Source organism: Paenibacillus phyllosphaerae, from assembly GCF_014192105.1.
Taxonomy (GTDB): domain Bacteria; phylum Bacillota; class Bacilli; order Paenibacillales; family Paenibacillaceae; genus Paenibacillus_Z; species Paenibacillus_Z phyllosphaerae.
In genome coordinates, this window is sequence record NZ_JACHXK010000022.1 from 30,831 (window position 1) to 55,796 (window position 24,966).

The 24,966-nt window shown below is 57.0% G+C and carries 25 protein-coding genes, 1 pseudogene and 2 riboswitches; of the genes and pseudogenes, 22 read left to right on the plus strand and 4 right to left on the minus strand.

Annotation, left to right across the window (positions count from 1 at the left end; all coding sequences use genetic code 11):
- Genes FHS18_RS28900 through FHS18_RS28910 form a run of 3 tightly spaced genes read left to right on the plus strand, consistent with a single transcriptional unit; the run spans position 1 to position 3,777 of the window.
- Positions 1 to 1,821: a branched-chain amino acid ABC transporter ATP-binding protein/permease gene (locus FHS18_RS28900; RefSeq protein ID WP_183603876.1), complete on the plus strand. Its 1,821-nt coding sequence runs from the start codon at positions 1 to 3 to the stop codon at positions 1,819 to 1,821.
- A complete protein-coding gene (locus FHS18_RS28905) occupies positions 1,814 to 2,530 on the plus strand; it encodes an ATP-binding cassette domain-containing protein (protein WP_183603877.1) in 717 nt (238 codons plus the stop codon). Before FHS18_RS28900 ends, FHS18_RS28905 begins: the two co-directional genes overlap by 8 nt.
- A gap of 26 nt (positions 2,531 to 2,556) precedes the next feature.
- On the plus strand, positions 2,557 to 3,777 hold the full coding sequence (locus tag FHS18_RS28910) for an amidohydrolase family protein (RefSeq protein ID WP_246427980.1): 1,221 nt from the start codon (positions 2,557 to 2,559) through the stop codon (positions 3,775 to 3,777).
- A 66-nt stretch (positions 3,778 to 3,843) separates the two neighbouring features.
- Here FHS18_RS28910 and FHS18_RS28915 read toward each other — a convergent pair whose 3' ends face one another.
- Both FHS18_RS28915 and FHS18_RS28920 read right to left on the minus strand, forming a co-directional pair.
- A complete protein-coding gene (locus FHS18_RS28915) occupies positions 3,844 to 4,800 on the minus strand; it encodes an ABC transporter substrate-binding protein (RefSeq protein ID WP_183603878.1) in 957 nt (318 codons plus the stop codon).
- A 232-nt stretch (positions 4,801 to 5,032) separates the two neighbouring features.
- Positions 5,033 to 5,824 carry a TerC family protein gene (locus tag FHS18_RS28920; RefSeq protein ID WP_183603879.1) on the minus strand — a complete coding sequence of 264 codons (792 nt, stop codon included), beginning with the start codon at positions 5,822 to 5,824 and terminating at the stop codon, positions 5,033 to 5,035.
- A 399-nt stretch (positions 5,825 to 6,223) separates the two neighbouring features.
- On the opposite strand from FHS18_RS28920, the gene FHS18_RS28925 reads away from it, so the two are divergent.
- The 5 genes from FHS18_RS28925 to FHS18_RS28945 all read left to right on the plus strand — a co-directional run bounded on the left by FHS18_RS28925 (position 6,224) and on the right by FHS18_RS28945 (position 11,969).
- Positions 6,224 to 6,709: a DinB family protein gene (locus FHS18_RS28925; protein WP_183603880.1), complete on the plus strand. Its 486-nt coding sequence runs from the start codon at positions 6,224 to 6,226 to the stop codon at positions 6,707 to 6,709.
- Between the two features lie 52 nt (positions 6,710 to 6,761).
- The gene (locus FHS18_RS28930) at positions 6,762 to 7,400 is read left to right on the plus strand and encodes a DUF975 family protein (RefSeq protein ID WP_183603881.1); all 639 of its coding nucleotides are present in this window, start codon (positions 6,762 to 6,764) and stop codon (positions 7,398 to 7,400) included.
- 185 nt (positions 7,401 to 7,585) lie between these two features.
- Positions 7,586 to 8,155 (plus strand): RNA polymerase sigma factor, encoded by a 570-nt coding sequence (locus FHS18_RS28935; RefSeq protein ID WP_183603882.1) that lies wholly within the window; start codon positions 7,586 to 7,588, stop codon positions 8,153 to 8,155.
- Positions 8,119 to 9,126: a hypothetical protein gene (locus FHS18_RS28940; protein ID WP_183603883.1), complete on the plus strand. Its 1,008-nt coding sequence runs from the start codon at positions 8,119 to 8,121 to the stop codon at positions 9,124 to 9,126. The genes FHS18_RS28935 and FHS18_RS28940 overlap by 37 nt, the downstream gene beginning before the upstream one ends.
- 419 nt (positions 9,127 to 9,545) lie before the next feature.
- Positions 9,546 to 11,969 carry a S9 family peptidase gene (locus FHS18_RS28945; protein WP_183603884.1) on the plus strand — a complete coding sequence of 808 codons (2,424 nt, stop codon included), beginning with the start codon at positions 9,546 to 9,548 and terminating at the stop codon, positions 11,967 to 11,969.
- Positions 11,970 to 12,184: 215 nt separating this feature from the next.
- Here the strand turns inward: FHS18_RS28945 and FHS18_RS28950 are convergent, their stop codons facing one another.
- On the minus strand, positions 12,185 to 13,138 hold the full coding sequence (locus FHS18_RS28950) for an EamA family transporter (RefSeq protein ID WP_183603885.1): 954 nt from the start codon (positions 13,136 to 13,138) through the stop codon (positions 12,185 to 12,187).
- An 86-nt stretch (positions 13,139 to 13,224) separates the two neighbouring features.
- Positions 13,225 to 13,334, minus strand: a riboswitch (purine riboswitch).
- A gap of 481 nt (positions 13,335 to 13,815) precedes the next feature.
- On the opposite strand from FHS18_RS28950, the gene FHS18_RS28955 reads away from it, so the two are divergent.
- From FHS18_RS28955 to FHS18_RS29015, 13 genes are all read left to right on the plus strand, one after another.
- The gene (locus tag FHS18_RS28955; protein WP_183603886.1) at positions 13,816 to 14,487 is read left to right on the plus strand and encodes a pectate lyase; all 672 of its coding nucleotides are present in this window, start codon (positions 13,816 to 13,818) and stop codon (positions 14,485 to 14,487) included.
- 408 nt (positions 14,488 to 14,895) lie between these two features.
- Positions 14,896 to 14,988: riboswitch (cyclic di-GMP riboswitch) on the plus strand.
- A gap of 88 nt (positions 14,989 to 15,076) precedes the next feature.
- Positions 15,077 to 15,469: a DUF192 domain-containing protein gene (locus tag FHS18_RS28960; RefSeq protein WP_183603887.1), complete on the plus strand. Its 393-nt coding sequence runs from the start codon at positions 15,077 to 15,079 to the stop codon at positions 15,467 to 15,469.
- A 12-nt stretch (positions 15,470 to 15,481) separates the two neighbouring features.
- Entirely contained in the window at positions 15,482 to 15,676 is a 195-nt protein-coding gene (locus FHS18_RS28965; protein WP_183603888.1) for a Flp family type IVb pilin, read from the plus strand.
- Positions 15,677 to 15,770: 94 nt separating this feature from the next.
- Positions 15,771 to 15,965 carry a Flp family type IVb pilin gene (locus FHS18_RS28970; RefSeq protein WP_183603888.1) on the plus strand — a complete coding sequence of 65 codons (195 nt, stop codon included), beginning with the start codon at positions 15,771 to 15,773 and terminating at the stop codon, positions 15,963 to 15,965.
- 97 nt (positions 15,966 to 16,062) lie between these two features.
- Positions 16,063 to 16,257, plus strand: a complete 195-nt coding sequence (locus tag FHS18_RS28975; RefSeq protein WP_183603889.1) for a Flp family type IVb pilin — start codon at positions 16,063 to 16,065, stop codon at positions 16,255 to 16,257.
- An 86-nt stretch (positions 16,258 to 16,343) separates the two neighbouring features.
- On the plus strand, positions 16,344 to 16,856 hold the full coding sequence (locus FHS18_RS28980; RefSeq protein WP_183603890.1) for an A24 family peptidase: 513 nt from the start codon (positions 16,344 to 16,346) through the stop codon (positions 16,854 to 16,856).
- Positions 16,853 to 17,233, plus strand: coding sequence for a TadE/TadG family type IV pilus assembly protein (locus FHS18_RS28985; RefSeq protein WP_183603891.1), 381 nt, complete (start codon positions 16,853 to 16,855; stop codon positions 17,231 to 17,233). Before FHS18_RS28980 ends, FHS18_RS28985 begins: the two co-directional genes overlap by 4 nt.
- 11 nt (positions 17,234 to 17,244) lie before the next feature.
- Positions 17,245 to 18,162, plus strand: coding sequence for a pilus assembly protein TadG-related protein (locus FHS18_RS28990; RefSeq protein WP_183603892.1), 918 nt, complete (start codon positions 17,245 to 17,247; stop codon positions 18,160 to 18,162).
- A gap of 47 nt (positions 18,163 to 18,209) precedes the next feature.
- Positions 18,210 to 18,935: a Flp pilus assembly protein CpaB gene (gene cpaB, locus FHS18_RS28995; RefSeq protein WP_183603893.1), complete on the plus strand. Its 726-nt coding sequence runs from the start codon at positions 18,210 to 18,212 to the stop codon at positions 18,933 to 18,935.
- Between the two features lie 45 nt (positions 18,936 to 18,980).
- Positions 18,981 to 19,820 carry a CpaE/TadZ family protein gene (locus tag FHS18_RS29000; RefSeq protein ID WP_183603894.1) on the plus strand — a complete coding sequence of 280 codons (840 nt, stop codon included), beginning with the start codon at positions 18,981 to 18,983 and terminating at the stop codon, positions 19,818 to 19,820.
- A 32-nt stretch (positions 19,821 to 19,852) separates the two neighbouring features.
- Positions 19,853 to 21,283, plus strand: coding sequence for a TadA family conjugal transfer-associated ATPase (locus tag FHS18_RS29005; protein WP_183603895.1), 1,431 nt, complete (start codon positions 19,853 to 19,855; stop codon positions 21,281 to 21,283).
- A 7-nt stretch (positions 21,284 to 21,290) separates the two neighbouring features.
- A complete protein-coding gene (locus FHS18_RS29010) occupies positions 21,291 to 22,253 on the plus strand; it encodes a type II secretion system F family protein (protein ID WP_183603896.1) in 963 nt (320 codons plus the stop codon).
- 4 nt (positions 22,254 to 22,257) lie between these two features.
- A complete protein-coding gene (locus FHS18_RS29015) occupies positions 22,258 to 23,187 on the plus strand; it encodes a type II secretion system F family protein (protein ID WP_183603897.1) in 930 nt (309 codons plus the stop codon).
- A 76-nt stretch (positions 23,188 to 23,263) separates the two neighbouring features.
- Here FHS18_RS29015 and FHS18_RS29020 read toward each other — a convergent pair.
- Positions 23,264 to 23,745 (minus strand): annotated as a pseudogene (locus tag FHS18_RS29020) (HPP family protein).
- Between the two features lie 196 nt (positions 23,746 to 23,941).
- On the opposite strand from FHS18_RS29020, the gene FHS18_RS29025 reads away from it, so the two are divergent.
- On the plus strand, positions 23,942 to 24,931 hold the full coding sequence (locus FHS18_RS29025; protein WP_221401507.1) for a GntR family transcriptional regulator: 990 nt from the start codon (positions 23,942 to 23,944) through the stop codon (positions 24,929 to 24,931).
- The last annotated feature ends 35 nt before the right edge of the window (positions 24,932 to 24,966 follow it).

Sequence of the window (24,966 nt, forward strand, 5' to 3'; positions counted from 1 at the left end):
ATGAATTCGTTCTTGCAACTTGGCTTGCGATACCGCGGGACGGCGGCGGTCACGAGTGCGGCTATCATCGTCGCCCTGCTCGCCGCATGTCCGTGGCTAATGGATACGTATTACTTGAATTTATTGTTCATGATCGGCACCTTCGTCATTACCTGTACCGGCATGAATCTGCTCATCGGCTACTGCGGCATCGTATCGATCGGCCACGCCGGACTCATGGCGACCGGAGCGTACGTATCCTCGTACTTGAGTACCCAGGCGGGGTTGTCCTTCTGGGTGGTGGCATTGGCGGGCATGCTCATGTCGCTGGTCATCGGCAGCCTGATTGCGATACCGACCATCAAGGCCGGCGGCGTGTACCTGTCGATGATCACGATTGCCTTCGGCGTCGTCATTCATGAGGTGCTGATCCGCTGGGATGCCTTCACGGGCGGGCCGCTCGGGATATCCGGTATCCCGAAGCCGGAGCTCGGCGGATACCGCTTCGACCTGAAGAGCATGTATTTGCTCGTCTTGGCGGTGTCGGTGCTGGTCCTTGTCTTGATCCGCAACCTGCGGCGCTCGGCTTGGGGAAGAGCCATGATTGCGACCAAAGAGAACGAGATTGCCGCGGCTTCGCTCGGCATCCGCAAGTTCGCGGTGCAGTATGCGGGATTCGCGTTCAGCGCCGTACTGGCCGGGTTGTCCGGTGCAATCTATGCCCATGCCAACAGCTTCATCAGCCCGGACACGTATCATTTTCAGACGTCCGTGCAGCTTGTGCTGATCGTCATTCTCGGCGGAGCGGGAACCGTGCTCGGTCCGGTCGTCGGCGCGACGATCCTCGTGTTCCTGCCGGAACTGCTGCAGATGGAGAAGCTGCGCATGGCGCTGTATGGCGGGATTATGTTCGCCGTGCTGTTCTTCTTGCCGAAGGGCATTGTAGGGACGGCGGGCCAGCTGTTGGGGAGAAAAATACGCGGTTATGCGAAAACCGGTCCTTCTCCTGCAAGGGAGCGAAATTCCGAGACGCCGCAATTATTCGCACATGCCTCTTCTTCGGGAGCGGTAATGCTGGAGTTAAACGGCATCCACAAGCATTTTGGCGGCCTGCATGCCTTAAAGGATGTTAGTTTCTCCGTCGCGACGGGCGCGGTCCATTCCCTCGTCGGTCCCAATGGCGCGGGCAAAACAACGCTGCTCAACGTTATCTCCGGCCTCTACAGCGCCAATCAAGGGACGTTGTCGCTGCGCGGCAAGTCGCTTAACCCGCGTTCGCTCAGCGACGTTACGATGCTCGGCATCGCCCGGACGTTCCAGCACTCGAGGCTGTTCAAGGAGTTGACCGTGCTCGAGAACGTGATGGTCGGCATGGCCGGGCGACGACGGGTGGGATTCGCCCATGCGCTGCTGCATACGCCGAAACAGCGGCGCGACGAGCGGGTCATGGAAGAGCGGGCTCATCTGCTGCTCGATCTGATCGGGTATGAGGGCGACCGCGATATGCCGGCCAGTCAGCTGCCTTACGGCCATCAACGGATGGTGGAGATTGCCCGTGCGCTGGCTACGGAACCGGACTTGCTGCTGCTCGATGAGCCTGCGGCCGGCATGACCGCCGCCGAGATCGGACAGCTGGAGCAGCTGCTGCGCAAGCTGACCGCTTATGGGCTGACGATCATTCTGATCGAGCATCATATGGATTTCGTCCAACGCATATCCGACACGGTGACCGTGCTCGACTTCGGCAAAGTGATCGGAACCGGCAAGCCGGAGGAGATGCTGACGGATCCGCGGGTCATTCAAGCGTACTTGGGCGCAGAGGAGGTGGCGGCCGGTGCTTAGCATTCAAGGACTGGAAGTGCGTTATGGCGCGATTCAAGCGCTGCGGCGGATTGACCTTGAACTTGCGGCAGGCGAGATCGTAGCCGTCATCGGCTCGAACGGCGCGGGCAAGACAACGCTGCTGCAGTCCATTCTCGGCCTTGTGCGGCCGGATAAAGGGGTCATTACCTTCGACGGGAAGCCCATCACGCAGCTGTCCGCGAGCCGAACGGCGAATCTGGGCATCTCGCTGGTGCCCGAAGGCCGCGAGGTATTCGGGACGCTTACCGTGCTGGAGAATCTCCGACTGGGGCTTAAGAACAAGATTGGCTCCACGTCCAAGGAGCAGTTCGAACGCGAGCTGGCCAGCATCTACGAACGGTTCCCGCGGCTATATGAACGGCGGGATCAACAGGCGATGACGCTCAGCGGCGGCGAACAGCAGATGCTGGTGTTGTCCCGCGCGATGATCAGCAAGCCGAAGCTGCTGCTCCTCGACGAGCCTTCGCTCGGGCTTGCGCCGATTATCGTGAGCGACATTTTCGCCAGCATACAGGAATTGGCGAAGGGTGGAACAGCGGTTTTATTGGTCGAGCAGATGGCGCATAAGGCGCTGTCGATCGCCAGCCGCGGCTACGTTATCGACAACGGCCGCGTCGCGTTCCAGGGAAAATCCTCGGATCTGCTGCAGGATCAGCGCATGATTAAGGCTTACTTGGGCGTTCACTAAAAATGATTGGAAAGCGGCAGGTGACCATGATGAAGGCAACAATTGTTAGGAATGTCCGGATTGGCGGGCAATTATTCGATCTAACCGTGCAGCAGGAGACCGGGACCTTCGGGGAAGTCGTGCCTGCAGGCCAGGCAATACCATCAGGCAGCGCGGATGAGCGTATTCTGGACGCAGCGGGCCTGCTCTATTTGCCGGCTTTGCACGATATGCACATCCACCTGGACAAACATTTTCTGGGGGAGCCTTGGCGGCCGCTGCAGCCTTTCGTCACATTGCCCGGGCAGCTGGCATTCGAGAAGCAGCAGCTGGCGGCATTGCCGACGACCGTGGCTGAACGGGCCCGCAGGCTGATTGGCCTGCTGCTCAGCCATGGCACGACAAAGATCCGTACCCATATCGATGTAGATCCGGTCATCGGCAGTTCCCATATCGAACAGATTGCCCAAATTCAAGACGAGTTCCGCGATGTCATGGAGATCGAGATCGTGGCGTTCCCCCAACAAGGCTTGCTCCGCTCGTCTTCGATTGCGGTCATGAAAGAAGCGATGCGGGCGGGTGCCGCCTATGTCGGCGGCGTTGATCCGGCAGGGCTAGACCGGCAGGTGGACCGCAGCCTCGAGGCCATGTTCGAGCTGAGCGCGGAATTTAATGCCGGCGTTGACCTGCATCTGCACGACCCGAGCCATCTCGGACTGTACACCATCAGCCGCTTCGCCGATCTGACGGTAGCCGCCGGCCAATCGGGGCGTACCGCGGTCAGTCACGCTTATTGTCTCGGACAGGTACCGGAGGCAGACTCGCGGGCGCTTGCCCAGCAGCTCAAGTCGGCGGACGTCGCGATCATTACGAGCGTGCCGATCGATCGCCCGATGCCGCGCGTCGACCAGTTATTGGCCGAAGGCGTGCGCGTCTATGCCGGCTCGGATAATATACTTGATGCGTGGAGTCCGTTCGGCAATGGGGATCTGCTGGCCAGAGGCTCCAGGCTAGCCGAGAAGTTCGGCTGGATTATCGATGGCGACCTGCTCCAGATGTATCCGCTCATAACCGGGGGCGGTCTGGTTCCGGCGAAGGGGGAACGGGCGGACTTCATGCTCGTCAGCGCCCAGAATCCGCAGCATGCGCTTGCGGCCGTCCCTCGGCGCGAAGCGGTCTTCTCGAAGGGCAGGCTGATTGGCGGTCAATGGTTCGAAGGTTCGGGGATTGGCAGCGCGAAGCCGGAAATAACGGCTGAGACGGTGTAATGGAAAAGCAGCAAAGAGGCCCGGTATCCGTTCGTGACGGATACCGGGCCTTTTCTTCATCCCTTTTTACTTGCCTGTGACGAGCTTGCTCTTCATCAATGCTTCGATGAAGGCGATTTTGCTATAAGCCGTGCCGCCTTGCGCATTCGGGTCAACGATGTTGACGAACACGTTGCCGTTCTTCACGGCTTTCAGGCTCTTCCAGATCGCGTTCTTCTGGAGGTCCGTAAGCGCCGAGCTGTTCTTCGGGTTCTCTTCCGGCGAGAACTGGACGAACACGTAGTCCGGGTTAATGGCAGCGAAGCTCTCGAGCGAGATGTTTTGCTGCGATTTGGCCTGGGCTACGGCCTTCGGCACGCTGGCGCCAAGATCAGCGTACAGGGAACGGTTGAAGAACACGTCCTGCGGGTAAATGAACAGGTTGCCGGAGCGAATACGAACGGCTACGACCGTCTTGTTCTTGAAGACCGGCGAGAGCTTTTGTTTGGCAAGCGTCTGCTGCTTGACATAGTTCGAGATGATCTTCGATGCTTCGGCTTGCTTGCCTGTCAGCGTAGCGAGCAGCTTCAGGTTCGGCAGCCAGTCTGTCGCGATATGGGACACGGGGATGGTCGTCGCAATCTTCGCCAGTTTCGCGTTCGTCTCTTCAGGGAACTTCGTGCTGGAGAGGATGATGTCCGGCTTCAGCTTCAGAATGGCTTCCAGATCCGGTTCCGTCTTCTCGCCGATTGCGACAACGCCATCGGTGATTTTCTTGAACAGATCAGGGAAATCGCCGCCTACGGTCAGTGCGCCTTGCGGCTTGAAGTTCAGCAGGAGCGCGTCTTCGAGCGACTCGACAGAGCCTGTGATGACGATCTTGGCCGTCTTGACCGGTACGGTGTACGTCTTGCCGTTGTACGTAATTTGATGCTTGGCTTTACTTGTTGCCGTGGTCGTAGCTGCAGTCGCCGCGCCCACAGCCGAGCCTATGCCCATGACTATCGCGCAGGCGAGTAACAACCCTTTGAATGTTTTTCTCATGCCCCTTATAACACTCCCCAAAACTAATAATGATAATCATTATCATCATAATAGTACGACTTTGTTGGGAAGAACATGGATTATTTCCGGAAAAATATTGGACAAAAAGCAAGATCCCCTTCGATCGCCTCATGTACCTTTTACTCCATACGCCTATCATTTCCGCTAGACACAACAACCCCGCCTCAAGCGAGGCGGGGTTGTTGTGTCTAGCTATGAACGATAAATGGTTTTAAGCGACGGATTGCTGCTTCTCTTCGTTCTTGTCTTTGCCGCCGGAGAGGAACCAGCCGGTTGCGGCGATCACGACGAGCACGATGTAGAAGGACAGCTTCCAACCGGTCGATTCGGCAAAATCATGCGGAATGACATGGACCGAAGGATGGGCTAGCGTATGAACGGCAAGCTTGACGCCCACCCAGCCGACGATGAAGAAGGCTGCAACCTCGAGCGAAGGCCGGCTCTCGAGCAATTTCACGAACAGCGTAGCGGCGAAACGCATGATGACCAAGCCGATGAAGCCGCCGAGGAAAATAACGATAAAGTGTCCGCCGTCCATACCGCCGATATTCGGCAGGTTGGTGGCCGGAAGCGCAACGGCGAGCGCGACGGCTGCCAGAATGGAATCGACCGCGAAGGCGATGTCGGCGACTTCGACCTTGAATACCGTCATCCAGAAGCCGCTTTGCTTCGGCTCCTTGCCGGAGCTCTTGGCTGCGGATTCTTCGCCTTTTTTGACAATGACCTTACGCACAATATGATTCGCGGCTATGAACAACAGATATAGCGCGCCGATCGCCTGTACTTGCCATACATCCACCAGGAACGAAATGACGAACAAGGAAGCGAAGCGGAACACGAATGCGCCGGCCAAACCGTAGAACAGCGCCTTCTTGCGCTCTTGCTCCGGCAGATGCTTCACCATAATTGCAAGGACAAGCGCATTATCGGCTGCGAGCAGCCCCTCCAGCGCGACGAGTACGAGCAGTACCCAGCCATACTCCAATAACATTCCGAAATCCATTTTACGTCCTCCTTTACCAATCTAACGATTTTCCGTTCTCTCAATACGAAGGAACTTGAGGCCTCGTATTGGCAAAGGTCTCGCTAACATTGCCGGCGCCGGCAATGCCAATAAAACCGGAGAACAATGCGTTCTCGTACTGACGACTTTATTGTGGCAGCTACTCCCCTTTGGAGTTTGCGTTTGCGTGCAGGTTTGAAAACCGTGTAACCATACAGTCTTACGTATCGGTTTGGGCTTGGTTTCATTTTTGGATGAGAGAAAGAATGAATAACTAAGGTATCGAAGTCTAGCGGGCCTGCATGAAGCGGCGGTATCTATGAATCTAGGCAGATGAGGCTGTACAAAACATATGTTCGCATTATATAATTTTGTTATTATTTTACAGGGGGTTATGGGATGTCTGAAGGCGGTAAGGTCATTGGAGAATTCCAGACGATGGCGCAATGGGCTGAACGGTTGTATGCGTTGGGAGAGAAGGCGTGGTGTGCGCCTATTGCCGAAGGGAAGGCCTCAATCGCGGAGATTATGGCTCATCTGCTGTGTTGGGACCAACATCTGATCGATCGCGCCGTTCCAGCGGTAACGCGCGGGGAAGGTATTGAATTCCCGGCCTTCGATCCGTTCAACGCGGATGCCTACGCCTATGCCAGGTCGGGCATTAGCCAAGGGCAGCTGCTGGACGAATTCCGTTCCACTCGCGAGGAATTGTGCCGATTGCTAGTGGAATTAGGAGAAGACAAGCTGCGCCAACATACGACTACAGGCGGTGTTTCCTTTTGTCCGCATACGGGGTCGCCTTATTCCCTGCTCTACATTGTTCGTGAATTTATAGACCACGACCAACATCATCGTCATCAAATCGAGTCGGCGTTAATAAGCTAATTCCGCGGTGTCATGTTTGTGACATGGGGAATCAACTTACGGGAGGGATTCAATGACGGCAACGTATTCGGAATTGCGCGCAAGGGCAAGGGAGAGCTTAAGAGGGAACTGGGGCAAGGCTATTGGCGGCTTGGTGATCCTTGGACTCATCTCGGTCGTTCTCAATCTGCTCAATGAGGTCCCCGCACTCGGCCTGATTGCCTCGCTCTTGGTAGGCGGAGCGTTAGGACTCGGCGCGACCTCGTTCTATCTGGGAATCGCCAGAGGGTCGAATCCGCCGGTTAGCGACGTGTTCAGCGGCTTTAAGAATTTCGTGAACGCCTTCGTACTTTATCTGCTGATGGGCATTTTTGTATTCCTCTGGACGTTGCTGTTGATCGTGCCGGGCATTATTGCCTCATTCCGTTACTCGATGGCGTACTATATTATGAAAGAAAATCCCGATATCAGCCCACTGGATGCGATTCGGCAGAGCAAGGAATTGATGGTAGGGCACAAATGGCGCTTTTTCGTGCTGAACCTGACGTTTATCGGCTGGGCGCTGCTGGCGATCGTGACGTTCGGCATCGGATACTTATGGCTTGCGCCGTATATCTACGTGACGCAGGCGCATTTCTACGATGACCTGAAGGCGAGCAAGTCGGTTCCGCCACCGCCGTTGCCGCCATTCGGCTACAATTCGTCTCTGTAATACTGCCGATGGGAAGTGAGATAGGAAGAGGCTGCGAACTTTGCTTCGCGGCCTTTTTGCTATGGTAACAAGGAATTGGGAGCAATCTGGAAAAATATTTAGCAAGAAGCGTCCGGTTTCATCGAACTGAAGTGTTATATAGACAACAATAAGCAAAGGAGGGGGCCACGACGAAAGGCGAAGGATTGGAAGAATGGGTTAGGCAGGCGCAGGCCGGGGACGCGCAGAGCTATCGGCCGATCGTCGAGCAGCTGCAGCAACAGATCTATGTCTATTGCTGCCGGATGTTGGGCCATGCGCAGGAAGCGGAGGATGCCGCGCAGGAGATTCTGATCAAGGGCTATAACGCCATCGCAAGCTATAAGCCTACGGTGAGCTTCACCTCATGGCTGTATGCGATCGCTTATCATCACTGCCTCAACGTGATGCGCCGCAAGCGGCTGCAGCGCCAGTTGATGGGGTGGATGCGTCCGCAGGCCGCGGAGGCGAGCGCCGAGGAGACGTATGAACGGAAGGTGTTCAGCGAGCCGCTGGCCACCGCGCTGGATGAACTAAGCGTGTCGGACCGGAGCCTGCTCATCCTGCATGTGTGCGAGGAACGAACGTATGTGGAGATCGGGCAGATTACCGGGAAAAGCCCGGAGGCAATCCGCAAGAAGGTGATGCGGATTAAAGCGCGGATGAAGCGTGTCATCGAAGCATGGGAGGGGGATGAGCAATGGAGAGTTCCAGCGTTGGCAAGGACGAAGACTTGACGTTAAACAAAGCATATCTAGCTCATGAATATCCGTTCAAGCAGATGGATCTGACAGATAAGGTGATGAGACGCATCGAGCAGGGCAGCGTGAATGAGCGCAAGGCGCGTGAAGCAGGCGGACGGAAGTGGCTGCGGCCGGCGACTGTGTTGACCGGCATGCTGGGGCTCATCCTGTTCGCGTCGGTGAGCGGCTATGCGGCGACGAAGCTGATCGAGATCCGAGACCGGTCGGGACAGGTCGTCATGAAGACGATCGACTACCCGCATTATCCGCCGGATGCGACGATCAGCCAGCAGATGAGCGATTACGACGAGCGGGTGAAAGCTTCCCTCGAGCCGGGCGAATTCGCGGCCTATTACATTAATGATGAAGCGATTAACGAGTACGACAAGTTGAATCCGATCAAGTTCGTTTTCCAGCCGGTGCAGTACAAGACGTATGCGGAGTTTGCCGAGGCACAGACAGCTGCCAAGGGGCCGTCGATTCCGATGCCGGCGTATGTGCCGGAGGGGCTGCATTTGTTATATGGGCAGGTGCATCCTAAGTTGCCTCACAGCGGGGAGGGTGAGAACTCTACCTATAGCCAAGTGAAGCAAAGGCTGATCGAGCGAGCCAGTCAGGCGCCAACAAGCGCGGATAAATTGTTCATGGAGAAACTGGACTGGACGGAATCCGGGCATTCGCAGCTTTATTTTGCCGATGAGCAAGGGAAGATCGTTGGTTACATACTCGCCAGCTTCGCAATGGGCTCCGATGTATGGCCGCAGGACGGGGATGTGGTCGAGAAGGTGAAGATTGGAGAGCAGCAGGAGGGGATCTACCACCAGGTAGCCCGTGAAGACGGACTTCATAGCCTTGCATGGTTTGATAGCCAGCGGAAGATCGCCTATAACTTACTTGTGAAAGCGGACAGCGGATATAGCAAGGAAGAAATGATGCGTATGGCGGCAAGCATGTTGAACGGGTAATCGAAATAACCAAGCCTCTTGAATGGGGACTTGGTTATTTGTCTAGATAAAGCTAAGGACAAGCAGAGATGCAGCGGAACTTGTTCGTTTGTCAGACGGTCAGCGCGAATCCGCGTCATTTCTTCTAGATGAAGAAGCGATTTGAATTCATCAACCAGTTGACGGCTCGAATCTAGCTGGAGGAAGTATGTAGGGGTTAATATGTGCTCTAGTCTTGCTAGCTGCTCATTCGAGATACCGAAATGGTAGGTATCACATAAAAGACAACATGTAGCTGCAATCTGCCCCTATTCGCCATATCTCTCAGCAATCAGACAAGGCTGCTTGTCCAATTCATGACCATTGACGGGTAGATCGACACTCCAACCAGTTGGTAAAATATACAGGTAATTCCAACCTGGGGAGGAGATTCGACGTTTATGTTTTTGCCTAAGAAGCTGCATTCCTTGCTCATTGCCGCACTAGTCGCTACGTCATTGACGATACCATCTGCCGCTTATGCGGAGACCGCTCAACCGCTGCCGCCTGCGCAGTCCCAATCCGAGGAGACGAAGACGCTCGCTGCACTGGGGCTGATCGACGGTACGACGGATGGCATGCTGGAGGACGAGACGCTCATTACGCGCGGACAAGCCGCCATCGTGCTTGATCGGGTGCTTCAGCTCGAGCCGCCTGCGGACCTGACCGGGTTCCTCGATGTGCCAGCCGGACATCCTGCAGCGGAAGCGGTCTATGCGCTGAAGGCGCAAGGCATCGTCAAAGGCGGCGCGGCCGCGGCGTTCCAGCCGGATGCAGCCTTAACCCGCGAGCAGCTGGCGTCGTTGTTCGTGCGCTCGCTGCAGCTCAGCGACAACGGCATTCAAGTGAAGTATACCGATGCCTCGGCTATCGCCGCGTATCATGTGGAGGATGCGGCACGGCTGAAGCAGCATTTTATTATAGACGGCACGGCATTCGAAGGGAAAAAGAAAGTTACGCATGCGGAATTCGGCCAACTGCTCTACCGGGCGCTCAGCCTCGACATCTACGGGCAAGAGGGCGTACTGCCGATCGAGGATTTCATCCGCCAGCCGGCCCAATTCGGTTTCCAGAGCTCGCCGGATGGCAAAAGCACGGCGTTCCTCGCGCCATCCAACAATCGGCTGAACGTCTTCGTGAAGAAGAACGGCGAGAGCGAGGCGAAGCCGGTCACGAATGCGACCGACCGGGATATTGTCGACTTCGCTTGGAAGTCGGACACGACGCTCATCTATGCGCAGGACAATGCCGGGGATGAGAACTATCACGTCTTCAGCATTAACGTCGATGGCACGGGCGCGCAGGATCTGACCCCGTACCCGAATACGCGGGCGATGGCGATCGATATGCTGGACAATCAGCCGGACGAAATTCTCATTGCGATGAACAAGCGGGATGCGCGTTTCTTCGACGTCTACCGCCTCAATGTGAAGACGGGCGAGGCTGAACTCGTGGCGGAGAATCCGGGCACGATTACCGGCTGGATGACGGACCATGACGGCAAGCTGCGGGTCGCGATCTCCTCGGACGGCAACGAATCGGTGCTGCTGTACCGCGATACGGAGGACCAAGAGTTCACCGAACTGCTTAAGGTAGGACTCGGCGATACGTTCATGCCGGCTATGTTCACTTATGACAATAAGCAGCTTTATGCGATGTCCGATATCGGCCGCGATAAGGCGGCGATCGTGCAATTCGACCCGGCGACCAAACAGACGGTGAAGACGCTCTACGAGAATGCGGACGTCGACGTGCTGTCGTTCATTCCTTCCAAAGAAGATGGGACAATCGCGGCGGCGCTCTATGAGACGGACAAACTCCAGTACCACTTCTTCGATGCGGAGCTGGAGAAGATGTACGCCAAGCTCAAGGAGCTCGTGCCGGGCATGGAGATCTCGCTGCAAGAGATTAGCGAGAACGGCGACGTGATGTTCTTCGCTTACAGCGACAAGACGATGGGCGCCTATTATACGTATGATCCGAAGACGCAGAAGGCAGAGCTGCTCGCCGATGTGGCGCCATGGATCGACGAGACGAAGATGGCGGATACGAAGCCGATTACGTTCAAAGCCAGAGACGGACTGGAGCTGCGCGGTTATCTGACGCTGCCCAAAGGCGCCGATCCGAAGGATCTGCCGCTTGTCGTCAACCCGCATGGCGGTCCGTGGGCACGCGACTCGTGGGGATACAATCCGGAGGTTCAATTCTTGGCCAACCGCGGTTTCGCGGTGCTGCAGGTGAATTTCCGCGGCTCGACGGGCTACGGCAAGAAGTTCCTCGAGGCAGGCAACAAGCAGTGGGGCAAAGCGATGCAGAACGATTTGACCGATGGGGTCGAGTGGTTGGTGAAGGAAGGGGTCGTCGATGAGAAACGCGTCGCCATCTATGGCGGTTCCTACGGCGGCTATGCCGCGCTCGCGGGTCTGACGTTCACGCCGGACGTGTATGCCGCAGGCGTCAGCTATGTCGGCCCGTCCAATCTGTTCACGCTGCTCGATTCGCTGCCGCCATACTGGGAGTCGGAGCGGGAGAAGTTCTATACCCGCGTTGGCGATCCGGTAGAAGACAAGGCGCTGCTCGAAGAGATCTCGCCGCTATTCCATGTCGATCAGATGACGGCGCCGCTGTTCGTCGTCCAAGGCGCGAACGATCCGCGCGTCAAGCAAGCCGAATCCGACCAGATCGTCGAAGCGCTGCAGGAGCGCGGCGTCGATGTGCCGTACATGCTGAAGCTTGATGAAGGGCATGGTTTTGCGAACATTGAGAATCAGCTGGACTTCTATTATGCGCTGGAGAAATTCTTGTATCGGTATTTGATGAATTAGGACGTTGAACGGGGAAAGGCCAGGCTGCCGTATGAGCGTAATGCTTCTGCGGCGGCTTTTTTGCCATGTTATGGGAGGGTGAAACGGCCGCGTAGCTTGATTAACGAACCTTGGCATTGCATAACCTAAGACTGCCTAGCTATGCCTGAACTTAAGACTGATGCCCGAGAAAACCGCAAAAAAAATCCGCACCTTCCGGCGCGGATTCCGTACGTTTATTTATAAGACAACGTTCTTGCTTGCGGACGCTGCTTGAACTTATACAGCTCCGGCAGCGCGACGCCGAGCAGGACGAGGATGACGCCGCCCCATTGCAGCGCGCTCACATGCTCGTTCAGGACGAGCGAGGACAGCATGACGGCGACCGGAAGCTCGGAAGCGCCGAGAATGCTGGACATGCCGCCGCCGATATGCGGAACGCCAACGGCGAACAGGATCGGCGGGATGAAGGCGCCGAACAAACCAAGCAGGAAGCCGAACATCATCAGTTGGCTGACAATCTCGCCGTTAAACAGATACGTCGGCGGGAACAGGACGAACACCAGGACAAGACCGCCGGTCAGCATCCATGCGCTGCGATACACCGGATTCGCTTCCGGCACGGCCTTGCCGCTGAATAGAATGAACAGCGAGTAGCTGACTGCGGCCAACAGACCGAACAGGATGCCCATCAGGTTGAAGCCGCCGGTACCTTGCTCCAGTACGCCCGCAGCGAGCAGCGTTCCGCCGAACAGCACGATCAGGGTAATGATCATGACGCCATTCGGACGCTTGCGCTGGCTGGCTGCTTGAATAAGCACGCCGATCCAGGTGAACTGGAACAATAGAATAATGGCCAGCGAAGCCGGGATATAGCGCAGCGAGTGATAGTAGACCAATCCGGTAATCGCGGTAGGCATACCTGCTGCCATCAGCATCAGGCGGTGCTTCCACGTCAATGCAGCCGCTGTAGCGACTGTCGGGTTTGGATCGCCCGCTTGTGCCATCGCCTTGCGATTTTCCTTCCATTTGGTGAACCAAGCAAGTCCCCACGCGAGCAGGAAGCCGGTCAACAGCTGCGTACCGACCACCTCACCCAACGTATAGCCTTGCCCGTATGCTTTCACGACGATCGTCGATAGAATACCGTAACTGACGGCACCTAGAAACACGGATAAAATGTACTTCATATCTTGTCTAACCTCCTTGTTCTCTTAAGTCCCCGCACAAAAAAGGCAATAAAAAATCCTAACCACACTAGAGAATCTCCACTTGCTCTTGGCGATTCCATAGTCGTAGTTAGGAAGTTAAGGCTTCCCGTAGAAACCCTCACCCTTGCGGATTCTTCCGCTGTGAGGTTATACGATCCGTTATATGATTATGATGTCCTTGCGCGAACAACAGGTCAAATATTACATGACAGGTTAGATGCTGTCAATAGGTTATGGCTGGCATCCGGAAGTCTGCTTGGCCCTGCCCTTACCGCTGCAGCTAAGACAAAGGGCTTGTTTCAAGCAGGGGATCTCGCACGAACTGTCCCGGCTTCAAGCAGCAGAGGATGATGGGGGCAGCTCATTTCCTGTAGGATTAGGCTATAAATCGTCGAGAAGCACTCCTATGTAACTATCGTTAATGTAGATGTTACTGAATTAATATAAATAGCTATAAAATCCTATTTATGTAAATAATTAAACCATGATATATTGTAAGCGGATACAACGCAGAGGTGCACATCTGCCGTGTCCGTTTGCAAAGGAGGGACGTTCCTAGGTGATTGGTCCGTGTTCATGATCTAAGATTGGGAATACGGCATTCACCGATAGCGATTACGCAACACTACACTACAATTCGGAAGGCTGGTGCTTTAATGAAAAAGATCGCTTACCTCGCCTTATTATTCGGCTTAGTTACTGCCACTACTCAGGTTCACCCTGCTCCTGCCCATGCAGCTACGACCGTAAGCGCCACGATCGTCGTTCCTGCGGGCACGACGTATGACGGCAAAGGCGCTATCTTCGTCGCCAATCCGAGCACGTTGGGCGATGGCAGCCAAGCGGAAGGCCAGAAGCCGCTCTTCAAGCTGGAAGCGGGCGCAACGCTGAAGAACGTAATTATCGGGGCGCCTGGTGCCGATGGCGTCCACTGTTATGGCAACTGCAATATTACGAACGTAACCTGGCAGGACGTCGGTGAGGACGCCTTGACGCTGAAGGAGTCCGGCACGGTCAACATTACGGGCGGCGCTGCTTATAAGGCGTATGACAAGGTGTTCCAGATCAATGCCGCCGGCACGATCAATATTAAGAACTTCAAGGCCAATGATATCGGGAAGCTGGTCCGTCAGCTCGGCGGCTCGACGTACAAGGTGGTCATGACGGTCGACAGCAGCGACATCTCGAATGTGAAGGACTCGATCCTGCGAACCGACAGCACCGTCAGCACGGGTAAAATCACGAATACGAGGTATTCGTCGGTGCCGACCCTCTTCAAGGGCTTCGCATCAGGCAAAACGAGCCAATCGGGCAACACGGCTTACTAAAGAGCTTAGCGGCTCCAGGCGATAACCGGCACCAATCGAATCGTAGCAGTAAACCATACCAAGGCCGGGAAGCTTCTCTTCATGAGAAGGTTGCCCGGCTTTTTCTGACGAACTCACAGATTAAAATGAGTTACTGAACAATGTGTCCTTTATACTGGGTGCAACAGTAGAACTTACCCGTAGGAAAAAGTTACCTAAGACTTAAGGTCCATGATTGGCGAAAAGAAATACTTGAAGACTATGATGAAAATAAAAGTGACCCTAATTACCTACACTAAACCCCGTAAATGGTCACGAGTTGAGTGCTCTGAATTTAGGGATATTTGTCGGATTACGGGGAAATAGGTCGCCGGGTAAGATGTAATCAAGATATCGGATCGGCGAGTAAGCCATACGAACTCCGCTGAATCTCGATAAAGGCAAAACCGGCGAAAGCCGGTGACGCAAAGCTACAGGGGCTAAGCCGCACATCGAGGCGGGACTTGCCAGCCAGCTGCCGAAAGATTGAGGGGAGTTCTTTTCTTTTGAACCCTCCTTTCGGGACTACAAGGTGGGCTATTTGTCATGAGAAGAGAGGAACAGATCGACAATGAAGCTGATCATTCAGGAGAGCGGCAAACTGCTTGGCGACAACATTGAATGCGCTTACACTTTCTATCGGCGATTGAAAGGCCTGATGGGGAAGACGTCGCTTCCGGACGGGTACGGGCTGCATATCCAGCCTTGCAAAGCCGTTCATACGTTCGGCATGAAGATGGACATCGACGTCTTGCATCTGGATGGGAAGCGCGTGGTCGTCGGCATCGAGCATCGGCTTCCTCCGCGTTCGGCAGGAACCGCGTTCAAAGGGACAAGCTCGGTCGTCGAACTTCCGGCCGGCACGCTTGCAGCAGCTGACGTCAAACCTGGACAGCTCGTCATTCTCGAACATGAGTCTCCTCGGACAACAGCGCACCGTAGGTCAACCCCAACATTCCCTTGAGGAGGAAGCAACATGATGAACAAGATTCGCAAGTTCTGGAACGACGAGCAAGGCCAAGGGATGACGGAGTACGGATTGGTGCTCGGCTTGATCGCAGTGGCGGTCGTCACCTCGCTGATCGCGCTTCGCGGCCATATTATCGGACTGTTCGACAATGCGGAAGATACGGTCAACCAGGGCGTAACCGAGATGGGCGCAACGCCGTAATCCGCAGCTGGCCTTCCGATCGAGCAACACCTTTTCAACTGCACCGGTCTTGAGACCAACCATGACACGAATCCAAACCTAGGGGGCAAACAACATGATGAACAAGATTCGCAAGTTCTGGAACGACGAGCAAGGCCAAGGGATGACGGAGTACGGCTTGGTGCTCGGCTTGATCGCGGTGGCGGTCGTCACCTCGCTGATCGCGCTTCGCGGCCATATTATCGGACTGTTCGACAATGCGGAAGATACGGTCAACCAGGGTGTAACCGAGATGGGCGCAACGCCATAAACCGTAAGGCTCTGCCTTCCCGATAGAGGGACACCTTTCAACTGCACCGATCTTGAGACCAACCATGACACGAATCCAGACCTAGGGGGCAAACAACATGATGAACAAGATTCGCAAGTTCTGGAACGACGAGCAAGGCCAAGGGATGACGGAGTACGGATTGGTGCTCGGCCTGATCGCCGTAGCCGTCGTGACGGCGCTGATCGCGCTTCGCGGCCACATCATCGGGCTGTTCGACAATGCAGAGGATACCGTGAATACGGGCGTCACGCAGATGGGCACCACGCCATAACCAGCGAATTTCGAGAGGGGCCGTGCGTCCACGTGGCGTACGGCCCTTTCTCTAACCATCTAAAGACGAACGGAGGCATCTGAAACATGTGGATCAATGCGCTGCTGCTGGCTGTTCTGAGCATTTGCGTCGTTACCGATATCCGAAGCCGCAAAATCTACAATAACGTTATTCTCCCGGTGTTCGTACTGGCCGTCGTGTTTCAAACGGCGACAAGCGGGTGGGACGGCGCACTGCATGCGCTGGCGGGTTTGGCCGTTGGCTTCGCCATATTGTTCATTCCTTACATGCTCGGAGGCATGGGGGCAGGCGATGTGAAGCTGCTCGCGCTGGTCGGTGCGCTGAAGGGCGTCGGATTCGTACTGGTCGCTTCCTTCTATATGGCGCTGGTCGGAGCCTTGATGGCGCTGCTGATCGTCTTATTCAAAAAAGGGTTCCGTGAACGCGTGCGATTCGTGCAGTATGTGGCCGTATGCATCCGGTTTCGGCTCAAGCTGCCGCTGCAGGGCGCGTTTACGTCAGGCACTTACCCGTACGGAGTCGCCATCGCCGGCGGCTGCCTGTTCGGACTTATGCTGAAGGGATGGGGAGCGGGATGATCAAGGACCAGCGCGGGCAGTCGATTGTCGAGTTTGCGCTGCTGCTGCCGCTGCTCTTGCTGCTCTTGTGCGGGATCGTGGATCTGGGCCGGCTGCTGTTCGCATACTCCAGCCTGCAGATGACCGTTCAGGAAACGGTAAGGCTCGGCGGGCTTGGGCGTAGCGACGCAGAGATGACGACGTATGCCAAAGGGCATCTCCGTGTAGGGGACCCGTCAGGCATGACGGTGACGATCTCGCCGGCGCAGTCCGTACGCAAATCGGGGCAGAATCTGACGGTGACCGTGCATTATTCGCTGCCGCTCATCACGCCGGTCATGACGGCGATCATCCCGGCCCCGGTTCTTTCAGCGAATTCTACCATTCGGGTCGAGTAGGAGGGGAGTTCATGCAGAGGGCGCTAACCGCTTTTCTCCGGGAAGAGCGCGGCAGCACGATTGTGCTGGCCGGCATGTCGATGCTGTTCCTGCTTACGGTAGTCGGGCTCGTCGTGGACGGCGGCACGATGTACGCGGCGAAGAGCCATCTGCAGAAGACGGCGAACGCGGCGGTCTTATCCGGCGCTCAGGAGCTGACCGGGCAATCGGCTGCGGTTACGACGGTCATCGGTTCGATCCTTGCCCAGCATGGCGAGCAGGGCAGCTTGGTTCGGACGGATATTGTACCTCAATCTTCCGTTCGCGTGACGCTGCGCAAGGAGATCACGCTCGGCTTCGCCCGGCTGCTGGGCAAGGATAAGGCGGTCGTGACGGTAGAGGCAGCCGCAGGCATAACGCCGATGGCCAGCGCGGCCGGGGCGGCGCCGCTTGGGATCGACGAATCGATTCCGCTGGAATATTTGAAGCCGTATAAATTGAAAGTAGACAGCTCCGGCGTGGAGTCCGGTTACTTCGGTATCCTGGCGCTCGGCGGTCCCGGGGCCACGACTTACGAGAGCAATCTGAAGTACGGGTATCCAAGCGAGATCAAAGTCGGCGATATTATCGATACGGAGACGGGCAATGTCGCAGGCAAAACACGCGACAGCATCAACTTGCGGCTCGAGCAAGATCTATATCCGGCCGGGGAATATTGGCGTCGCGATTCTACCCGGGTCATTCTGATCCCGGTGTACCGGCCCTATCAATTCTCGTCCAGCCAGCTGAAGTATATCGAGGTTCGCGGATTCGCCTACTTCTATATTCTGGAGCCGATGTCGAGCAAAGATACTTCGATTACGGGAATGTTCATTCAGCGGGCGAATACCGGATTTACTGCGCCCGGCACGATCGACAAGGGAGCATACGCCATCCGGCTGATCGAATAAACGTACGGCCTCACATCACGATTACGCGCTAGGGACAGGTGACGCTCATGAGATCAAAAATCGTTTTGGCCGCCGCGCTTATTATGGGACTTGCGACGACGGCGCTCTTTTTCACTTATATGCGGGATCTGGACCAGAAGGCGGCCTCCGTCAAAGAAACGGTCCGGGTTCTCGCGGCCAAACAGGCGATTGCCGAGAATACGAAGCTGACGGGCGCCATGCTCGAGCTGGTCGACGTGCCGGCCACGGCGATCAACGCTACGGCGCTGCGCGAAGCCGGTTTGGCAGCGGGCAAAATCACGGCCGCACGGCTTGTGCCGGGCGAGGTGCTGCTCCCCCACCATCTGAAGGATCAGCAGGAGGAGGCGCTGTTCGTCTCCAAAAAAATTCGCGAAGGCTACCGGGCCGCGGCCGTCGGCGTCAACCTCGTACAGTCGGTATCGAATCTGATTGAGCCCGGCGACTACGTGGATGTGGTCTACACGGCCGAGGATAAAGCGACGAAGAAGATGACATCCACGATGATCCTGGAGAATGTCCGTGTACTGGCTATCGGACGGCGGATGATAGAAGCGCTCACGGATACGCCCTATGTGGAGTACGCAACCGTAACGCTGGAGGTCAAGCCGGCGGATGGCGTGAAGCTGATCCGGTCGGACGAGGAAGGCACGGTGAGCTTGATGCTGCGGAGCCGGGTGGCGGTTGCGGCAGGAGCGAAAGGCGCAGCGGGAGCGGCGGCACAAACGGATAAGGCGGCCATGACGAAGAAATAAGGCTATGGACGTAAGCAGGGGACGAGAAAGAGGAGGCGCGGCAGCATGAATGAAGCGGATAACAAGGAGAAGGCAGCGGCGGGCGGCAAGCGGGGCGAGATGATCGTCGTCTGCAGCGCCAAGGGCGGTATCGGCCGCACTGTGCTGGCGGTGAATCTGGCGGTCGCGCTGACCAAGAAGAATATCCAGATCGGCCTGCTCGATGCCAGCTTCCAGTTCGGCGACGTCGCGCTTGCACTCGATCTCCACCCGACCTTTACGGTCAAGGATGCCGTCGAAAGTCTGGCGCATATGGATCGTCATACGCTGGCGGGCTATCTCATTCACCATCATAGCGGCGTTAAGGTGTTGGCGGCGCCGGAGCGGCCGGAGCAGGCGGATCTGGTGACCGCCGAAGCGGTCGAGCAGATTTGCGACCTGCTGCTGGCCCATCACGATTACGTCATCGTCGATACGGGCGCCGGTCTGCAAGAGAAGACGCTGCAGCTGCTCGAGAAGGCGGATCATGTGTTCATGATGACTACGCTCGAGATGACGGCGGTGAAGAATACGAAGCTGATGCTCGAGACGCTGGAGGTGCTGGGGCTTCGGGAGAAAACGCAGCTGATCGTGAACCGTGCAACGATGGAGAGCGTGCTGAAGGCATCGGATGTGCCGGATATGCTGGGCATGGAAGGCGCGATATTCGTTCCGAACGATTTTCAGCTCGTCTCGCAATCGCTTAATATCGGCATTCCGTTCGTGCTGAACCAAGCGAAGTCCGAGATGGCCAAGACGGTGTTCAAGATGGCGGAGCAGCTCATATCAAGGCGGGAGATCTCGACGTTCAAACCGAAGGCCGGCTCCTTCTTCCAGCAGCTGTTCGGCCGGGCGGCGAAGGCATAAGCGCGAAGCGGACTTGAAGGAGGATATGGACGATGAGCTTACTGGACAAAATACAGGCGAAAACGGCTGCGGCCGCCGCGGCGAACGAGGTAGACGGCGTCGAGCAGACCGTCAGCGTCGAGCAAGGCAGCAAAACGCAGAAGAAGGATTTGCTGCAGGCCTTTCGCCAGATTCGCGGCACGGACACGCGGCAGAAAGAGCCTCAAGCGGCCATCTCCAAGCACCAGGAGCTCAAGAACAAGCTGCATAAGCAGGTTCTGAGCGACCTCAAGGACGAGGACGTGGAAGCGATCATTCCGAAGATCGATGCGATGGCGATCGAGATCATCATGGAGGATGAGTCGTTCCGCGGCAAGGTGGACCGGAAGAAGGTCGTGGAGGAGCTGCTGCACGACTTGACCGGCTTCGGGCCGATCAACCCGTTGCTGCTCGATCCGGAGGTCAGCGAAGTGATGGTGAACGGGCCGAATCAGGTGTATGTGGAGCGCGGGGGCAAAGTCGAACTCTCCTACGTGCAGTTTCGCGATGACGAGCATGTGATGAACATTATCGAGAAAATCGTGGCCCCGATCGGGCGGCGCGTCGACGAGAGCAGCCCGATGGTCGATGCGCGGCTGCCGGACGGCTCGCGCGTGAACGTCATTATTCCCCCGCTGTCGCTGAAGGGACCGACGATTACGATCCGCAAATTCTCTAAAGATCCGTTCACGATCGAGAACCTGATTGATTTCGGAACGGTCACCCGCGACATGGCGGTCTTCCTCGAAGCTTGCGTCAAGGCGAGGCTGAACATGTTCATCAGCGGCGGCACCGGCTCGGGGAAGACGACGACGCTCAATGTCATCTCGGGCTTCATTCCGAGCGATGAGCGGATCGTGACGATCGAAGACGCGGCGGAGCTACAGCTGTGGCAGGAACATGTCGTGTCGCTCGAGTCGCGTCCGCCGAACATCGAAGGCAAAGGCGCGGTAACCATCCGCGATCTGGTGCGGAACTCGCTGCGGATGCGGCCGGAGCGGATCGTCATTGGCGAGGTGCGCGGCGGCGAAGCGCTCGATATGCTGCAGGCGATGAATACGGGCCACGACGGCTCGCTCGCCACCGGCCACTCGAACAGCCCGCGCGATATGATCTCGCGCCTGGAGACGATGGTGTTGATGGCGGGCATCGAGCTGCCGGTCAAAGCGATACGCGAGCAGATCGCCGGGGCGATTGACGTCATCATCCAACAGTCCCGGCTGAAGGACGGCTCCCGCAAAATCACGAACATTACCGAGGTCCAAGGGATGGAGGGCGATGTGATCGTGCTGCAGGATATTTTCACCTTCAAGCAGACGGGCGTGGACGAACGCGGCCGCATCGCCGGCAAGCTGGCGCCGACCGGCGTTCGGCCGATGTTTTACGAACGGCTGGAGACATCGGGCATTCACATCCCGGCCTCCGTATTCGTGGAAGGGGAGTGAGCGGCGCATGGCCTTGATCCTGTCGGTCATGGTATTTCTGAGCAGTCTGCTGATGTTCACGGCGGTCTTGCAGCGTTTGTTCCTGACGGACAAACGGATGGAGAAGCGGCTTCGGCACTATCTGATGCTCAATGACAAGCGGCAGCTTGGCGGCCGGAAGCTGGATCTGCTGGTCCAATTGCAGCTGTACAAGCAGACCGTCCGCGAGAAGGTGCTGACGAAGAAGAAGAGCGACCGATTGGAGGAAACGCTTAGTTTGGCCGGCCTTCCGATCAAGCCGGAGGAGTATGTGATCTTTCAGTGGATGAGCACGGCGCTCGGCGCGGGCCTTGTCTATTTGCTTACCGGCCAGCCGTTCATGCTCACCGTCGGGGCAGTCGCCGGGTTTCTGGCACCCCGATGGTATGTGGCAAGACGGCGCCGGAAGCGGATTGCGGCATTCAACGACGGCTTGCTCGATATGCTGACGACGGTTATCGGCTCCTTGCGCGCCGGGTTCAGCTTCGTGCAGGCGCTCAAGACGGTCGTGGAGGAAAGCGACGGCCCGATGCGGGAGGAAGCGGATATTGTGCTGAAGGAAATGCAGTACGGCGCGAGCGTCGAGGATGCGCTTGGCAATTGGCGGGAGCGGATGCCGAGCGAAGACCTTGATCTGATGATCCAGGCCATTCTTATTCAGCGTCAGATCGGCGGCAATCTGGCGGTCATTCTCGAGACGATCGTGCAGACGATCCGCGACCGCGGCCGAATCCAACGGCAGGTGACCACTTTAACGGCGCAGGGACGGCTCTCGGGCATGGTCATCGGGCTGCTGCCCTTCGTGCTCGGCGTGCTGATCTATATGATTGAGCCGGACTATATCGGCACGTTGTTCCGCCATCCCATCGGCATCGGACTGATGATCGGAGGGTTCGTCTCCGGCACGGTCGGGTTTGTCCTTATTCGAAAAATGACGATGATCGAGGTGTAGCGTTATGCTGTACGCGGCGTTTTGCTTGACGATAACGCTCAGTCTATACGGTCTGTATGTACTGCGGGAGGAAAGGAGCAGCCGGCTGAAGCGCCGGTTGACGCTGGCGCATATCGGCGGAGTGACGGAGGAGAAGGAGCAGGCGCCTGCCGGGGAAGGGCGTGCGGAAGCCTCGCTCCTGGGACGGCTCTTGCTCCCCAAGTGGCGTGAACTGCGCCGCAGCTTCAGCCGCAGGCTGCAGGAGCCGAAGGAAGCGAGCATCGAGCTGAAGCTGCTGCAGGCCGGAAGGCCGTTCAACATGACCCCGGTCGATTATCGGCTCCTGCAACTTGTGTTGCTCGTCGTGCTTCCGGGGGCGGCCGGGTTGTACGGCTATGTGCTGCAGCTATCCATTGCAGGTTCTGTCCTAATGGGATTCGCCGGCCTTGTCCTCGCGCTCGTGCTGCCCGGTTATTATCTCCGGCTGAAAGCGAAGAGCCGCTGCAAATTCGCCCTGCGAGAATTGCCGGACGTGCTCGATCTGCTGACGGTCAGCCTGGAAGCGGGACTTGGCTTCGACGCCGCGCTCAGTAAGCTGATCGCCAAGAAGGACGGCGTGCTGGCAGGGGAATTCCGCCGCTGCCTGGAGGAGATCAGGCTGGGGAGAACCCGCCGCGAGTCGCTTGCCGGCGTACGCGACCGGCTGCCGCTGGATGAGCTGCGCGTCTTGATCAGCAGCATTCTGCAGGCGGAGAAGCTCGGGATCGGCATGGTCACCGTCCTGCGCGTCCAATCGCAGGAGGTGCGCGAGCGCCGCAAGCAAAGGGCGGAAGAGGAAGCGATGAAGGCCCCGATCAAGATGCTGTTCCCGCTCGTCCTCTTCATCTTTCCCAGTCTCTTTATCGTGCTGCTCGGTCCCGCAGTCATCCAGTTTATCGAGACATTCTCGAAATAAGGTACGGCCCCCTGTCCAAGCCGGATGGGGGGCTGTTGGCATGCGATCCTCCTTGCGCGGTATTACGGGGAATTCATTAGCGCCAGAAGCTGGGGTATTGGCGTTTGGGGTCCAAATTATTCACGATCAGCGCGGCAATGACGATGAGCACCGAGCCTGCGAGCACGGGAGTGACCAGGAACGACCAGCCGCTGCCGGCCATCATCACGACGAGCGGATCCGCGCCAGCCGGCGGATGGGTCGTGCGGGTGAGCATCATCGCCAGAATGGCGAGACCGACGCCAAGAGCCATGCTGAACGTCCCGCCGCCAAGCGTATGGTAGACCGCAAGCCCGGCAAGCGTGGACAGCAGATGCCCGCCGATGATGCTGCGCGGTTGGGCAAGCGGCGATTCCCATAGCCCGAAAGCGAGCACGCAGCTGGCGCCGAAGGGTGCCATAATCCAGGCGTCGGACGAGAGATCCGTGAGCCAAGCGAGCAGGGCAATCGCGAGAAAACCGCCAATCGCGCCCCACGCTGCAAATTGCGCTTCGTCGGATTGACCCCGCTGCCTTTCATTTTGGCCATGAAAGCGGAAAGGATGATGAGAGGGCGATTCATGAGCAATTCCTCCATTAATTAATAAATACCTAGTTAACTAGGTATATTATATAGGGTGCAGTAGCGGTCTGGCAATCTGTATTTGCCGATTTCTCTTGATGTACCTGCCTGCCGAAGTGCATGGTCTAGTGGTACAATGGGTAAATACATCTAGATGACTATGAATAGAGGTGAAGCGATGAGCCGCGAATTCATGCTTAAGGTCGACCCTCAGTTGACATTCTCCGTGCATGTCCAGATTAAGGAGCAACTCAAGTGGATGATCGGGATCGGCCGAATTAAGCCCGGCGATATGCTGCCTGCCGCCAACCAACTGGCGGATCTGCTCGGCATCAATCGGAATACGGTAAACGGCGTCTACATCCAACTTCGTGATGAGGGAATCGTTACGATTCAAAAAGGACGCGGCACGCAAGTGGCGAGCAATCAAGCGGTGGCCAAGCTAAGCGAGCAGCGCCTGCCGATGCATGACCTGCTGACGCGAACGATCGATGAGCTGACGGCCAACCATATCGAGCTCCATGAGTTTTTTACGGCGAGCCTGGCCTATACGCTGCTGCAAGGCAGCAAGCTGCCAGAACGCTCGCGCCTGCTGCTGGTGGAGTGCCGCGATCATGACCATCTGTTCTATCGGGATGAGATCCGGCGCGTGACCGGCAGCGAGGTGAGGACCTGTTTCTTGGAGGATGTGCGGGCAAGCGAGCCCTTGCTTGCAGAGGCAAGCGCTTATGCGAGCGTAGTCGTGACGACGCTTAATCATGCGGATGAGGTGAGGCAGCTATTCCGAGGGAGCGAGGCGAAGATTGTCGTGATCGGAGCGACGGTCGAGACGGCGAGCCTCCTGGCGATTGCCCGTATGGAACCCGGCACGAAGGTAGGCTTCGTCTGCTTGGGTCGCTCAGGCGGGCAGTGGATGGCCAGCCGCGTGGCGGAAGCGGGGATTACGCAGATTACGCCATCCTGCTGCGGGATGAATGAGCCGGATGAGCTTGCCCGGACGCTCGCACAGGCGGATCGCGTCTATGCTTCGGCAGCGGTCTACGACAAGCTGGCCGCGATGCAGCCCGATAAAGTGGCGCTCTACCCGATGCTGCTCGAGAAAAGCAGCGAGAGCTTATTGAGGGACGTGACCCCATCGGTATAACGGCAGATCAAAGGCCGACAACTCTCTTAAGGAGC

Excerpts from the sequence above, each read along its gene's own strand:
- FHS18_RS28900 (WP_183603876.1), top strand. The coding sequence starts at position 1 with ATGAATTCGTTCTTGCAACTTGGCTTGCGATACCGCGGGACGGCGGCG.
- FHS18_RS28910 (WP_246427980.1), top strand. The coding sequence starts at position 2,557 with ATGATGAAGGCAACAATTGTTAGGAATGTCCGGATTGGCGGGCAATTA.
- FHS18_RS28915 (WP_183603878.1), bottom strand. The coding sequence starts at position 4,800 with ATGAGAAAAACATTCAAAGGGTTGTTACTCGCCTGCGCGATAGTCATG.
- FHS18_RS28920 (WP_183603879.1), bottom strand. The coding sequence starts at position 5,824 with ATGGATTTCGGAATGTTATTGGAGTATGGCTGGGTACTGCTCGTACTC.
- FHS18_RS28925 (WP_183603880.1), top strand. The coding sequence starts at position 6,224 with ATGTCTGAAGGCGGTAAGGTCATTGGAGAATTCCAGACGATGGCGCAA.
- FHS18_RS28930 (WP_183603881.1), top strand. The coding sequence starts at position 6,762 with ATGACGGCAACGTATTCGGAATTGCGCGCAAGGGCAAGGGAGAGCTTA.
- FHS18_RS28940 (WP_183603883.1), top strand. The coding sequence starts at position 8,119 with ATGGAGAGTTCCAGCGTTGGCAAGGACGAAGACTTGACGTTAAACAAA.
- FHS18_RS28945 (WP_183603884.1), top strand. The coding sequence starts at position 9,546 with ATGTTTTTGCCTAAGAAGCTGCATTCCTTGCTCATTGCCGCACTAGTC.
- FHS18_RS28950 (WP_183603885.1), bottom strand. The coding sequence starts at position 13,138 with ATGAAGTACATTTTATCCGTGTTTCTAGGTGCCGTCAGTTACGGTATT.
- FHS18_RS28955 (WP_183603886.1), top strand. The coding sequence starts at position 13,816 with ATGAAAAAGATCGCTTACCTCGCCTTATTATTCGGCTTAGTTACTGCC.
- FHS18_RS28960 (WP_183603887.1), top strand. The coding sequence starts at position 15,077 with ATGAAGCTGATCATTCAGGAGAGCGGCAAACTGCTTGGCGACAACATT.
- FHS18_RS28965 (WP_183603888.1), top strand. The coding sequence starts at position 15,482 with ATGATGAACAAGATTCGCAAGTTCTGGAACGACGAGCAAGGCCAAGGG.
- FHS18_RS28970 (WP_183603888.1), top strand. The coding sequence starts at position 15,771 with ATGATGAACAAGATTCGCAAGTTCTGGAACGACGAGCAAGGCCAAGGG.
- FHS18_RS28975 (WP_183603889.1), top strand. The coding sequence starts at position 16,063 with ATGATGAACAAGATTCGCAAGTTCTGGAACGACGAGCAAGGCCAAGGG.
- FHS18_RS28980 (WP_183603890.1), top strand. The coding sequence starts at position 16,344 with ATGTGGATCAATGCGCTGCTGCTGGCTGTTCTGAGCATTTGCGTCGTT.
- FHS18_RS28985 (WP_183603891.1), top strand. The coding sequence starts at position 16,853 with ATGATCAAGGACCAGCGCGGGCAGTCGATTGTCGAGTTTGCGCTGCTG.
- FHS18_RS28990 (WP_183603892.1), top strand. The coding sequence starts at position 17,245 with ATGCAGAGGGCGCTAACCGCTTTTCTCCGGGAAGAGCGCGGCAGCACG.
- cpaB (WP_183603893.1), top strand. The coding sequence starts at position 18,210 with ATGAGATCAAAAATCGTTTTGGCCGCCGCGCTTATTATGGGACTTGCG.
- FHS18_RS29000 (WP_183603894.1), top strand. The coding sequence starts at position 18,981 with ATGAATGAAGCGGATAACAAGGAGAAGGCAGCGGCGGGCGGCAAGCGG.
- FHS18_RS29005 (WP_183603895.1), top strand. The coding sequence starts at position 19,853 with ATGAGCTTACTGGACAAAATACAGGCGAAAACGGCTGCGGCCGCCGCG.
- FHS18_RS29010 (WP_183603896.1), top strand. The coding sequence starts at position 21,291 with ATGGCCTTGATCCTGTCGGTCATGGTATTTCTGAGCAGTCTGCTGATG.
- FHS18_RS29015 (WP_183603897.1), top strand. The coding sequence starts at position 22,258 with ATGCTGTACGCGGCGTTTTGCTTGACGATAACGCTCAGTCTATACGGT.
- FHS18_RS29025 (WP_221401507.1), top strand. The coding sequence starts at position 23,942 with ATGACTATGAATAGAGGTGAAGCGATGAGCCGCGAATTCATGCTTAAG.